The sequence below is a fragment of the Corynebacterium sp. S5S1 genome (assembly GCF_001913985.1).
Lineage (GTDB): Bacteria > Actinomycetota > Actinomycetes > Mycobacteriales > Mycobacteriaceae > Corynebacterium > Corynebacterium marquesiae.
Map to the genome: position 1 here is coordinate 1 of NZ_MKXT01000043.1, position 11,413 is coordinate 11,413.

An 11,413-nucleotide genomic window follows, 5' to 3' on the forward strand; every position below is an offset into this window, starting at 1 on the left:
TTCTTTTTCTTCTTTGGAGCCATCGTTTTACCTCAATTCCGTGGTACCAGCACCCCGCCACGATGAATAACGGGGACTGTCCGGATTCCGGCCTTCGCCGGCAACCGGGGATGTGTATTTTTCAATGTGCGCACAGGGATTTTCCGCGTGCCGTCTGGTATCTCACCGCCGGCACGCCAATCAGGCACACACGAGGGACTAGCCTACTGCACGATGTGGGGTGTTCCCAAACTACATAATGCGTTCGACCTGATCCGCGGTGAGCTCAACAGGAGTCTCGCGGCCAAAGATAGACACCAGTGCCTGCATCTTGCCGGTTTCTGGATCGATCTCGGAAATCGTCGCCGAAACCGAGGCCAGCGCACCGGACAGGATCGTGACAGCTTCGCCAACCTGGTAGTCGTGGTTGATGCCGGATGCTGCAGGTTTTTGCGGAGCAACGGTCTGCTCTTCATCTGCATGTGCTGGGGTCTCGTCACGCGCCTCGGTGGTCTTCGGCAGCAGGAATTTAGCAACCTCACGGGTCTTGACGACGGTGGCGTTGCCTTCGTTACCCACGAACGACGTCACACCCGGGGTGTCGCGAACAACAGACCACGCACGGTCGTTAATTTCCATGCGCACCAGAACATAGCCCGGCAGAAGCTTCTTCTTGACGATCTTCTTCTTGCCGTCCTTTTTCTCCACGACGTTCTCAATCGGGACGACGACGTCGAAGATCGAATCCTCCACCTCGAGAGTCTGGATACGCATATCAAGGTTGGTTTTTACCTTGTTTTCGTAACCCGAGTAGCACTGGATGATGTACCACTGCCCTGGCTGTTTCTTGAGTTCTTTCGTGAACTCCCGCAAGCGCATTCGGTAAGCAGCATCGTCATCGGCGTCCTGCGCAGAAGTAGAGGCAGCAGATTCGGCGGAATCATTCGTGGACTCCGAATCGGCAGCGCTGTCGCTACTGTCGCTTTCTGCAGATTTCGCGGCGGCCTCGGTAGCTTTGACTGCTTCCTCATGGTCTTTCGCAAAATCATCAGAATCCGCGTCATAGTCGTCGCCAAGAGACTCACGATCTTCTTCGGCTGCCAACTCTGCTGCTTCGCTGGCCTTTGCGACCTCAGGAGTTACTTCTTCAAAAACGTCGTTCTCGTTGTGTTGATCATCGGTGTAGTTATTGTCGTTCTGGGTTTCTTCGCTCACGGTAGCGTTACTCCCTTGGGTCTAGGGTCGTCGGATGATTCGGAATGGTTGTGCTCAAAAATTATCCCGCTTATCCACAAGGGACAAGCGGAATTACAACCTGATATATAGCGATTATACCTAAGGAGTCAGAACTGCGTCAACTCACATGGTAGCAACGGTGTCGATGCTCCACACCAGTGCAGTAAGTACGAAAAGGAAGGCAAATACGACGATGGTGTACTGCACCATTTGTTTAGCGGTAGGCCAGACAACTTTGCCCATTTCCGAGACAACCTCAGGAACGAAACGAGCAGGACCGCCGCCTGGCTTATCATCGCGGACAGAGGAATCATCCACGTTAACGACGCGCTTTGCCTCGTAAGAAGCGCTCGAGGTGGTGGAGGCACCGGAGCGTTGACGTTTACCGACTGGGCGAGCTGCTCCGCCGGTAGCGTTGTTCTCTTCGCTCACGTCAAAAACTCCTCAATGACCTACAGTGGCCTCGGTGAATGACCTCATAAAAAATAATGGCAGGGGCGACAGGACTCGAACCTGCAACCTACGGTTTTGGAGACCGTTGCGCTACCAATTGCGCCACGCCCCTATTCTTTTATTCCTCAATGCCTAAGCATCAAGCGTTGAAGACCTTACCAGAGCCATAGTTCCAATCCGAAACTAGGCACAGCCGGGACTGCCTTCAGCGCGGTAATAAAAAAGCGCCCTGCGGGCGCCTTTCTTTCCCGGTAGCGATGGCGAGAATTGAACTCGCGACACAGCGATTATGAGTCGCTTGCTCTACCACTGAGCTACACCGCCATATTCACCTCGGAGGAGTCCCTTCCTCCAAACATGAATGGAGCCCCCTGACAGAATCGAACTGTCGACCTTTTCCTTACCATGGAAACGCTCTGCCGACTGAGCTAAGGGGGCACATCCTAGCGTTGAACACATCGCTATTTCGTTGTGCTCTCCGTTGCGGACTCCAATAATCTAACCTGCTTTCAACGTTTTACACAAATCGCCATGTCAGAGCGTAAAAATGCATAGCTCTTGTGGCACCTTTTCGCGCCTTTTGAAGGCAGTTAGAGAAACGGCATGGCAGCCCACCCCTGCGGGCTGCTCGGCCACGCCTTCTACCGTGCGTCGGTAGCCGCGCGAAGGCATGTGGATTGGGGGTTGTGGGAAAAAGGAGCGTCGGCAAGCGTGGACTGGGTGTGCTGAGGCTCTCCACGGTTGCTAAAAAGCTGCAAATAGTCCCATTGACTCGGGGTCCTGAGGGTTTAAGCTTGGTCTGTAAAATCCCCCTCCCCGTACCAAGGAGCGAAAATATGTCCGCTACGGATATTGCCACCCCACACATCAATCCGCAGGGCGCGCCCATTGCGGAAACCATCCTCCTGCCCGGTGACCCGCTGCGCGCGAAGTTCATCGCCGAGAACTTCCTGGAAGATACCGTCCAGTTCAACGGTGTACGCAATATGCTGGGGTTTACCGGCACTTTTAACGGCAAGCCCATCTCCGTCATGGGCTCCGGCATGGGCATTCCCTCCATCGGCATCTACTCCTGGGAGCTCATCCACAACTACGGCGTAAAAAAGCTCATCCGCGTCGGTTCTATTGGCGCCATGCAGGAAGACATTGAGCTGCACGATGTCATCGTCGCCTCGTCCGCCTCCACCGATTCCAACTTCTTGAGCCAGTACAACCTGCCGGGCAGCTACGCCCCCACCGCCTCATGGAAGCTCCTCAAAGCTTTGGTGGACCAGGCCGAAAAGCAGCAGGCCCACATCCACGTGGGCAATATTTTGAGCTCGGATATCTTCTACAACTTTGACCAGAGCGTTAACGAGCGCTGGGCGCACATGGGTGTGCTCGGCGTAGAGATGGAATCCGCAGCACTCTACGCCACCGCGGCTGAGGCCGGCGTGGACGCGCTGGGGCTTTTCACCGTCTCCGACAACCTGGTGCACGATACCCACCTCTCCGCGGAAGAGCGCCAGACCGCCTTCCGCACCATGATTGAACTCGCGCTTCCGCTCAACGCGCTCGACTAAAAGGATCCTCTCCCCCGTGACTTCCACCCACAACACCGCTTCCACGCAGGACAAGCGTCCGGGCTCCGCGGTAAACCCCAAGGTTGCCGTACCTATCCTGCTCTTTGTCTTCGTCTTCTCGCTGGTTATTGATAACGGCTTTAAGACGATGACCATGCCGATCGCCGAGGCGCTCGACATCTCTGTTAAAACCGCCTCCCTCCAGGCTTCCCTCGCCGGCGTGATTATCGGCATCGGTGCCGTGGTCTACGCCGCGCTGGCGGATTCCATTTCCATCCGCAAGCTCATGCTCACCGGCGTCATCCTCATCGCCGTGGGCTCGCTTTTGGCCTTCGCCTTTTCCAACTTCTGGCCCATGGTGCTCACCGGCCGCCTCATCCAGACCACGGGCCTTGCCGCCGCGGAGACGCTGTATGTCATTTACGTGACCAAGCACTTGAGCGAGGCCGATCAGAAGACCTACCTCGGCTTTTCCACCGCCGCCTTCCAAGCCGGGCTGCTCATTGGCGCGTTGACCTCCGGCTTTATTTCCACCTATGTCTCGTGGACGGCGATGTTCCTCATCCCGCTCATCCTCATCCTGGCCATCCCGCCGATCATCAAGCTGGTGCCAGAAGATGAGGCTGTGGAAGGCCACCTCGATGCCCTGGGCCTGTTTTTCATCGCGGTCTTTGCCACCGGCCTGACCATGTTCATGCAGGAATTCAACTGGGGATGGCTCATTTTTGCTCTCCTCGGCGTCGTAGGCTTCATCATCCACATCGGCCGCGCTAAGCACCCCGTGGTCACCCCGGAGTTCTTTACTAACGGCCGCTACGTGTGGACCATCCTCATGGTCTTCTTTGTCTACTCCACCCAGATGGGCTTTATCTTCCTGCTACCGTTTGCCGCACATGACCTGCACGGCATGAACATCGATAAGGCCTCCCTGCTGATGATTCCGGGCTATATTTGCGCCATCCTCATCGGCGTTTTCTCCGGAAAGATCGGCACCGTGTTATCTTCCCGCGCCACCATCTACACCGCCTTCGCCCTAGTTGCCGGCGCCCTGGTGACGGCCGCCCTCTTTATACAGCTCCACGTCGCTATTCTTATCCTTGCCATCGTCGCCTTCGCCTCCGGCTTTTCACTGATGTACGCCCCGCTGGTCAATACCGCACTGCGCAATATCACCGCCGCCAAGTCCGGCATCGCCATCGGCTTTTATAACCTGACCATCAATATCGCCATCCCACTGGGCATTGCCTATACCGCCAAGCTGCAGGACCTCACCAGCTATAACACCGTGCTGTGGATCCTCGCGGCCGTTGCCGCCATCGGCATTGCCCTGTATATCGTCTCTGACCTCAAGATGGCCCGTTCCGAATCCCGCCTAGCCCGCTAAGGAGAACAATTATGACTTCCCGCACCGACGTTGCTTCCATCATCGACCACACCCTGCTCAAGCCGGAGGCCACCCCGGAGCAGTTCCGCGCCTTGGTGGATGAGGCGGCCGAACTGGGCACCTATTCCATCTGCGTTTCCCCGTCTGCCCTACCCATCGAGGTTCCTGATTCGCTGCATATTGCCACCGTCGTAGGCTTTCCTTCCGGTGCCGTGAAGCCGGAGATTAAGGCCGCGGAGGCAGCCCGTGCGGTTGCTGATGGTGCCGAAGAGGTGGACATGGTCATCAATATCCCGCTGGCCATCGAGGGCCGCGCCGAGGAACTGCAGGCCGAAATCCAGGCCGTGCGCGATGCCATCCCTGGCAAGGTGCTCAAGGTCATCATCGAGTCTGCCGCGCTTTCCGACGACGCCATTGTCCTCGCCTGCAAGGCCGCCGCAGCCGCCCAGGCGGACTTTGTCAAGACCTCCACTGGCTTCCACCCGGCCGGCGGCGCCTCCGTACACGCCGTTAAGCTCATGCGCGAGACCGTAGGCGACAAGCTAGGCGTGAAGGCCTCTGGCGGCATCCGCACCGCCAAGGATGCCTTGGCCATGATTGAGGCCGGCGCAACCCGCCTGGGCCTGTCTGCCTCCGCCCAGATCCTCGAGGAGCTCTAAGCCATGTCGAAGGCCGCCACCGTGGATTATGACTACGCCCGCACCTGGGCCGAGCACGACCCCGATCCGGACACCGCCCGCCAGGTGATGACCTGGATTGAAGAGGGCAATACCGACGAGCTCGCCGCCGCCTTCGCCGGTCCCCTCGCCTTCGGCACCGCAGGCCTGCGCGCCGCCGTGGGCCCGGGCGAGTCTCGCATGAATCGCGCCGTGGTCATCCGCACCACCTATGGACTTATCTCCTGGCTCAAGCAACACGTGGACACCCCAGTGGTAACCATTGGTTGCGATGCCCGCCACGGCTCCGCGCAGTTCCAGCGCGATGCCGCACAGGTCATCTCCGCGGCCGGTGGCAAGGCCTTGGTTCTACCCGCGCAGAACCCCACTCCGCTCACCGCCTTCACGGTCCGCTCACTCAAGGCGGATGCCGGCATTATGGTCACTGCCTCGCATAACCCGCCGGCCGATAATGGCTACAAGGTCTACCTGGGAGGCCGCATCGCCACTGGGCCGGCAGAAGGCGTACAGCTGGTTTCGCCCGCCGATGCCGAAATCGCCACCGCCATCGCCGCGGCACCCCATGCCGATGAAGTCCCACTATCCACCGACAGCATGGTGGACGTCGATACCCGCGCCGAGTACCTCGACCGCGCCGCGCAGCTTGTGGGCGCACATACCGATGTCACCATCGCGCTGACCGCTATGCACGGCGTCGGCGCTGCCTTGGGTAAAGAACTTCTCACCCGCTGCGGGTTCGGCGTATCCCTGGTTCCTGAGCAGGCCCAACCGGATCCTGATTTTCCCACCGTCTCCTTCCCCAACCCGGAAGAGCCTGGCGCCCTAGACTTGGGTATCCGCCACGCGGAGAAGATCGGCGCCGATATTCTTATCGCTTATGACCCGGATGCGGATCGCTGCGCCGCCGCCGTGCCCACTTCCTCAGGCACGTGGCGCCAGCTCACCGGCGATGAAACCGGCGCCCTCTTGGGCGATTACCTTGCCCGCCAGGGTGCGACAGGCAACTTCGCCAACTCGCTCGTTTCCTCCCGTCTGCTCGGGCGCATCGCCGCGCACTACGGCCTCGGCCACGAGGAGACGCTGACCGGTTTCAAGTGGATCGCCCGCACCCCGGAACTTGCCTTTGGCTACGAGGAAGCCATTGGATTCTGCCCCGACCCCACCGCTGTCCGCGACAAGGACGGCGTCGCTACCTCCGTCGTGCTCGCCAGCCTCGCGGCCGAGTGCAAGGCCGCAGGAACCACCTTGCTAGAGCGACTGGAAGACATCTACGCCACCGTGGGCGCCCTCTACACCCAGCCGCTGACCTTCCGCGTCGATGACCTCAGCATCATCGCCCAAGCGATGGATAAGGTCGCATCTACCCCGCCCACCGAACTGGCTGGCTCGCCCGTGGCGAAGGTAGAGAAATTCGCCCAAGGCTCCAAGTTCTTCACCGACAACGATGACCGCGTCATCGTGCGCCCCTCCGGTACCGAGCCGAAGCTGAAGTGCTACCTCGAATCCCCCGACGCCGACCGCCTCGATGCCATTGCGGCCGACCTGCGCGCCTACTTTGGAATTTAAACCCCTCCCCGCTCCGCGTTCTCTAATTGGTCCTTCTGAGATTGCTTAGGGCCAATGAGGGGGCGGACTAGTGGGCTTGCTGCCGCCAGGCCCACCGCCGCAGTACCAACTATCGATTCCGGTGGGTCAAAAAGAACGAGTATCGCCGGTATAAGGATCAGCGCGCCGAAAATGACACCTACGGCCGTAAAGAGCCGTACTTTTGATTCAAATATCGCGTACTCGAAAGATTCTGCTGTAACTTTCCTATCGAGGACAATATCTGCATGAGCGTCCTCCATAATCCGATCGCCTGCGCCCGGCTGAATGTCATTGTGCTGTTTGATTATCTGTGGATGCGGAGTTGGCCCCTGAAGCGCCCACACAGCAATTTGGTCATCAAGGTTAGAAAGCCTATTTACGCCAGGGAGCGCTCCTCCAACTGGTGGGAAATCGCTACGTTTATTTTCCGGTGCGCCCGATAACTGCGAGTCCGATTGCGCAGATGCGCTTGCTGCGCTGCCTGCGCTACTCGCTGGCTTTGAAATAGGTGAATCTCGTTTACCCCGTCCAGCATCGTTCGGATCTTCTTCATATCCCATATCCTATCGCTTAACCCCGTACCTTCATCTCTACAGTGACTTTCTGTGCCTGATGGTATGGCTACCGAGCACGCCTGTTTGTACACAGCGCCTTAGAAAGGTGTAGTTTGCTGGTCCTGAAGGCCAAAATGAGAGGAGTTAAAGATTAAAGGACCCCACCATTCATCCTTAACAGTTTTGCTAAAGATTGCAGTTGGTATTTCATCATTGCTCTGCCTCGGCTATTTCATTGGCGGTTTGAATGCGGTATACGTTGCCAAGACCCTGGCGGGATCGGATTCCACCTCATTGCCAGATATTTCTCGCAGGCTAGGAAATGGCTTTTTCTACTTCAAGCCCGTTGCCACAACATCCAGGAGTCCAATTGTTTCATGCCGATTTAGAGCACTACTTAGCCATTGTTGAGCGGGTTTATGTTGCGGTGCAGCGGAGTGGAAGGCATAAACGAGAATGTTGACATCAGGAATGATCATCGAGTACCGCCCACACAGCTTCTTTGTTGCTGAGATCAACTAGAGCCGGTCCGCCGCAATCGAAGGAGGGCAGGTTAACGGGGGTGTCTTCGGTACTGATGCGGGCTTCCTTCTTGAGGGCAGCGCGGACCGCCTCTTCGACGTATGAGCTCAAAGTGACATTGTTGGCTTTGGCTTGGATCTTCGTTTCTTCAAGGAGTTTCGGCGGGAGGTTTATCGTCGTGCGCATACCTTTAGGGTAGAAAGCATCAAGTCATCATTCAAGAGGTGCAATGATGTATCTGCCTTCAGGAAGCCGTGAAAGGTTGACTGGTGTCTTAATTCAGTGCGAGCGTCAGGATCAGTACTCCGATGGAGAATGCGAGCATGCCTAAGCAGTTGATCCAGAATGCGCTACCGAGGAAGTGGGCGCGGACATGGGCTGCTGCGGCCGCGCAGAAATAGGCGATGACTCCAATCATGGCTGTGATTCCTACGCCGGGGAACCAGAGGCCGGCAATGAGTCCTACGGCGGCGAGGCACTTGATGACAATGAGCGCCCACCACCAGTCCTTGGGGAGTTTGACGCCGCTGAGGCAGGCTTCGATGAAGGGGACTGGTTTGAGGGAGAGGGCGGCGTCGCCAAGCAGAATGGCTGCTAGTAGAAGGGAGGGCCAGGCTGGGGAAGATTCTAGGATCATTGGGTTACTCCGAATGCGGTGTTGAGGCGTTCGATCGATGAGGCGGCTTGGGATGTGAGGTGCTCGGTGTCGTAGATTCCGGCGGCCCAGCCGATGAGTAAGCCGAGGTAGACGTTGTACAGCAGGTCGGCGTACTCGGCCGCATCGGCGCTGCTGAGCCTGGTGCCGAGTCGCAGGGTGATTTCATCGGTCAGGAGCGTTTTGAGTGCGGTGAGCGCTTCGCCTTGATTGCCTTGTTGGATGAGTGCTGCGCCAAAGGCGCGGGAGAGCTCTTCGTGGCCGGTAAACATCTGGAGGAAAGGTCTCAGGACATCGAGAAGGCTATCGGATTGTCCCCGGATGTCATCGTGGAGTTCTGAAATGTGTTGGCCAATGGTGCGGATGAGCAGCGTTTGTTTGTCGCCGACTCCCATGACGGTTCCCACGCTAACGCCAGCTTCGGATGCGATAGTCCGGATGCTGGTGGTGGCGTAGCCCTGAGTGAGGAAGAGTTCGTAGGCGGTGGCTAGGACCTTGCTGACGGTGCCAGCTTTGGCGGCCGAGCGCGATGAGTGAACGTGTTCAGTGAACATGTTCAAAAGGGTAGCTCTTGATGGTTTCGAGGTCAATGACGCCGAAGTGTTGACAGTTGGCGCTAGGCCAGCGTGGGGAAGACGCGGTCGCGCAGCAGGTGTGCAAGCTCGCGGTCGGGGGCTGCTGGGTTGACCCAGGCGGTGTCGCCGATTTCGGCGGCGGCATGGGGTTCGTCGGCGGTGACGGTGCGGGTGTAGGTGAAGATGGTGCCGACGACGACCTCGCCCGGTTCGTTGGCGGCGGGAGCGTCGAAGGTGCCGAGTTTGTTGAGGCTCTCGGCGTCGAGGGTGAGGCCTACTTCTTCGGCAACTTCGCGCAGGGCGGCGTCGACAAGCGCCTCGCCCGCCTCGGGCTTGCCGCCGGGCAGTTGGTACTTGGTGGAGGACTTCTTGCGCACGGTAAGCACGTGGCCTTGTGGGTTGCGGATGACGACGGCTGCTACTTCAATCATGGCTGCTGATTGTAGGCGGCCTAGAGCAGCGGCAGGAGCACGAGGGCGAGATTGAGTGCGATGACCAGCGCGGCAAGCGTCCAGCCCACGGCCATAGACCAGGGTTTCGCGGCGAACTCACCCATGACGTCCCGGGAGCCGGCATAGCGGAAAAGCGGGATGATGGCGAAGGGGATGCCCAGGGAAAGAAGTGCCTGGCTGACCACCAGTGCCATAGTGGGGTCGACCCCGCAGCCGATGATGACCAGCGCCGGGATGAGCGTGACCAGGCGGCGGACTAGTAGGGGGACCTTGATGTGAAGCAGGCCGTCCATGATTTCGGAGCCGGCGTAGGCGCCCACTGACGTCGAGGCGAGGCCGCTGGCCAGCAGGCCGATGGCGAAGAGAACGCCGGCCAGCGGGCCGAGGTGGCTGGCAATCGCCGTGTGGGCCCCGGAGATGGTCTCTGTGCCGTCCACGCCGTAGAGGGCCGAGCCCGCCAGGACCAGCAGGCCCACGTTGACGAGCCCGGCGATGGACAGCGCCACGGCGATGTCCGCGCGGGTGCCGGCCAGCACGTGGGGGATTTCCAGGTCGGGGTAGCGCTGCTTGGTCAGGGAGGAGTGTAGGTAAATGGCGTGCGGCATGACGGTGGCGCCCAACATGGAGGCGGCCAGCAGGATGCTGTCCTTGCCCTCTAGGCGGGGGATGAGGCCGCCGGCCACGTCGGCGGGGTCGGGCGGGACGATGGCGAGGCCGGCAAGGAAGCCGATGCAGATGACCAGGAGCAGGCCGATGACAAGCCCCTCGAACCACTGGTTCTTCTTCTGGAAGATGAGGAGAATGATGGAGACCGCGCCGATGATGAGCGCGCCCGCGAACAGGGGGAGGTTGAAGAGGAGTTGCAGGGCAATGGCGCCGCCGATGACTTCGGCGAGGTCGGTGGCCGCGGCGATGAGCTCGGCCTGGGCCCACATGCCTAGGCGCGCGCGGCGGGAGAGACGCTCGCCCATGATTTCCGGCAGGGAGCGGTGGGTGACTAGGCCCAGTTTGGCGGAGTGGTACTGGATGAACATGGCCATGAGGTTGGCCACGACGAGTACCCACACCAGGAGGTAGCCGTAGTGGGAGCCGGCGCTGATGTTGGCGGCTACGTTGCCGGGGTCGACGTAAGCCACTGCAGCAACGAAGGCGGGGCCGGTGAGGCTGATTAAGGTCTTACGCATAGGCATCTCCATACCAAAAGTTCAACTACTTGAAGTCTAGTTTTCATCGCCATATGTTCAAGCCAGGGGGGCTAAACAGCTTTATCACTGTGGAGAATCTGAATCCAAAGCTTCCACCGCTTTAGAAAGTGACTCGTTTGTAATTGCCGCTACTTTTGCTAGATACTCGCTAAATGTACGAATGACCCCCTCAGCATCATTTCGCTCGGTCGCGAAATCGACAACAAAAAGGAAGTCACCGTACCATTCATCAGATACTGCTTCTTTAATCTTGTCGAAGCTTTCCCTGACTGAAGGATCACATACAAATGGATCCGCTTTTGCCAACTCCGACTTCACTCGAAAACGGTATTTCTGCACAAGCGTCTTAGAAATTTCCGAAAAGTCTTCTTCAGAAGATACGAGCTTGTCTACTTCATGCGGCTTACTTATAAGCTGCATTTCTTCTAGCGTTTCCCCTAGGACAGATCTAACGGCCTCCATTTGCCGAATGCGCTTCTTTTCTAACTTACTATCGGCGAGAGATTTTTCCTTTTGCTTGTCAACTTTCCGGTTTCTAACGTAATTGAAAAGTATTGTCGCAAAAGACCCGA

13 protein-coding genes and 3 tRNA genes are annotated in these 11,413 nt (G+C 58.3%); 4 read left to right on the forward strand and 12 right to left on the reverse strand.

Annotated features, from left to right (window positions below):
* Window positions 1-231: 231 nt before the first annotated feature.
* The 5 genes from nusG to BKN05_RS11025 all read right to left on the reverse strand — a co-directional run bounded on the left by nusG (window position 232) and on the right by BKN05_RS11025 (window position 2,106).
* Window positions 232-1,194 carry a transcription termination/antitermination protein NusG gene (gene nusG / locus BKN05_RS11005; protein ID WP_049150308.1) on the reverse strand — a complete coding sequence of 321 codons (963 nt, stop codon included), beginning with the start codon at window positions 1,192-1,194 and terminating at the stop codon, window positions 232-234.
* A 144-nt stretch (window positions 1,195-1,338) separates the two neighbouring features.
* Window positions 1,339-1,647 carry a preprotein translocase subunit SecE gene (gene secE / locus BKN05_RS11010; RefSeq protein ID WP_286688662.1) on the reverse strand — a complete coding sequence of 103 codons (309 nt, stop codon included), beginning with the start codon at window positions 1,645-1,647 and terminating at the stop codon, window positions 1,339-1,341.
* Window positions 1,648-1,704: 57 nt separating this feature from the next.
* Window positions 1,705-1,780, reverse strand: a tRNA-Trp gene (locus BKN05_RS11015).
* Between the two features lie 140 nt (window positions 1,781-1,920).
* Window positions 1,921-1,992: transfer RNA gene (locus BKN05_RS11020), tRNA-Met, on the reverse strand.
* A 38-nt stretch (window positions 1,993-2,030) separates the two neighbouring features.
* Window positions 2,031-2,106 (reverse strand) — tRNA-Thr (locus BKN05_RS11025).
* Window positions 2,107-2,504: 398 nt separating this feature from the next.
* Between BKN05_RS11025 and deoD the strand changes: the two genes are divergently transcribed.
* From deoD to BKN05_RS11045, 4 genes are read left to right on the forward strand one after another with little or no spacing between them, the layout of a single operon-like run.
* Window positions 2,505-3,230 (forward strand): purine-nucleoside phosphorylase, encoded by a 726-nt coding sequence (deoD, locus tag BKN05_RS11030; RefSeq protein ID WP_040424899.1) that lies wholly within the window; start codon window positions 2,505-2,507, stop codon window positions 3,228-3,230.
* 16 nt (window positions 3,231-3,246) lie between these two features.
* A complete protein-coding gene (locus BKN05_RS11035; RefSeq protein ID WP_286688663.1) occupies window positions 3,247-4,614 on the forward strand; it encodes an MFS transporter in 1,368 nt (455 codons plus the stop codon).
* An 11-nt stretch (window positions 4,615-4,625) separates the two neighbouring features.
* The gene (deoC, locus tag BKN05_RS11040) at window positions 4,626-5,273 is read left to right on the forward strand and encodes a deoxyribose-phosphate aldolase (RefSeq protein WP_286688664.1); all 648 of its coding nucleotides are present in this window, start codon (window positions 4,626-4,628) and stop codon (window positions 5,271-5,273) included.
* A gap of 3 nt (window positions 5,274-5,276) precedes the next feature.
* Window positions 5,277-6,857 (forward strand): phospho-sugar mutase, encoded by a 1,581-nt coding sequence (locus tag BKN05_RS11045; protein ID WP_049377875.1) that lies wholly within the window; start codon window positions 5,277-5,279, stop codon window positions 6,855-6,857.
* On the opposite strand, the gene BKN05_RS11050 is transcribed toward BKN05_RS11045, so the two are convergent.
* The 7 genes from BKN05_RS11050 to BKN05_RS11080 all read right to left on the reverse strand — a co-directional run.
* Entirely contained in the window at window positions 6,854-7,438 is a 585-nt protein-coding gene (locus BKN05_RS11050) for a DUF2335 domain-containing protein (RefSeq protein ID WP_286688665.1), read from the reverse strand. The genes BKN05_RS11045 and BKN05_RS11050 overlap by 4 nt on opposite strands.
* Before the next feature lie 459 nt (window positions 7,439-7,897).
* Window positions 7,898-8,065: a hypothetical protein gene (locus tag BKN05_RS11055; protein ID WP_227909767.1), complete on the reverse strand. Its 168-nt coding sequence runs from the start codon at window positions 8,063-8,065 to the stop codon at window positions 7,898-7,900.
* 163 nt (window positions 8,066-8,228) lie between these two features.
* The gene (locus BKN05_RS11060; RefSeq protein ID WP_005292602.1) at window positions 8,229-8,591 is read right to left on the reverse strand and encodes a DoxX family protein; all 363 of its coding nucleotides are present in this window, start codon (window positions 8,589-8,591) and stop codon (window positions 8,229-8,231) included.
* Complete coding sequence (locus BKN05_RS11065) at window positions 8,588-9,163, reverse strand: TetR/AcrR family transcriptional regulator (RefSeq protein ID WP_005292598.1); 576 nt, start codon at window positions 9,161-9,163, stop codon at window positions 8,588-8,590. Before BKN05_RS11065 ends, BKN05_RS11060 begins: the two co-directional genes overlap by 4 nt.
* Window positions 9,164-9,225: 62 nt before the next feature.
* The gene (locus tag BKN05_RS11070) at window positions 9,226-9,615 is read right to left on the reverse strand and encodes an NUDIX hydrolase (protein ID WP_005292595.1); all 390 of its coding nucleotides are present in this window, start codon (window positions 9,613-9,615) and stop codon (window positions 9,226-9,228) included.
* Between the two features lie 20 nt (window positions 9,616-9,635).
* Entirely contained in the window at window positions 9,636-10,820 is a 1,185-nt protein-coding gene (locus tag BKN05_RS11075; protein ID WP_286688666.1) for an Nramp family divalent metal transporter, read from the reverse strand.
* An 84-nt stretch (window positions 10,821-10,904) separates the two neighbouring features.
* Window positions 10,905-11,413: hypothetical protein (locus BKN05_RS11080; RefSeq protein ID WP_286688667.1), on the reverse strand; the 509-nt coding region annotated here is incomplete at its 5' end.

Coding starts and splice junctions, on each gene's coding strand:
- BKN05_RS11045 (WP_049377875.1), top strand. CDS start 5,277: ATGTCGAAGGCCGCCACCGTGGATTATGACTACGCCCGCACCTGGGCC.
- BKN05_RS11060 (WP_005292602.1), bottom strand. CDS start 8,591: ATGATCCTAGAATCTTCCCCAGCCTGGCCCTCCCTTCTACTAGCAGCC.
- deoC (WP_286688664.1), top strand. CDS start 4,626: ATGACTTCCCGCACCGACGTTGCTTCCATCATCGACCACACCCTGCTC.
- BKN05_RS11070 (WP_005292595.1), bottom strand. CDS start 9,615: ATGATTGAAGTAGCAGCCGTCGTCATCCGCAACCCACAAGGCCACGTG.
- BKN05_RS11050 (WP_286688665.1), bottom strand. CDS start 7,438: ATGGGATATGAAGAAGATCCGAACGATGCTGGACGGGGTAAACGAGAT.
- deoD (WP_040424899.1), top strand. CDS start 2,505: ATGTCCGCTACGGATATTGCCACCCCACACATCAATCCGCAGGGCGCG.
- BKN05_RS11065 (WP_005292598.1), bottom strand. CDS start 9,163: ATGTTCACTGAACACGTTCACTCATCGCGCTCGGCCGCCAAAGCTGGC.
- BKN05_RS11075 (WP_286688666.1), bottom strand. CDS start 10,820: ATGCGTAAGACCTTAATCAGCCTCACCGGCCCCGCCTTCGTTGCTGCA.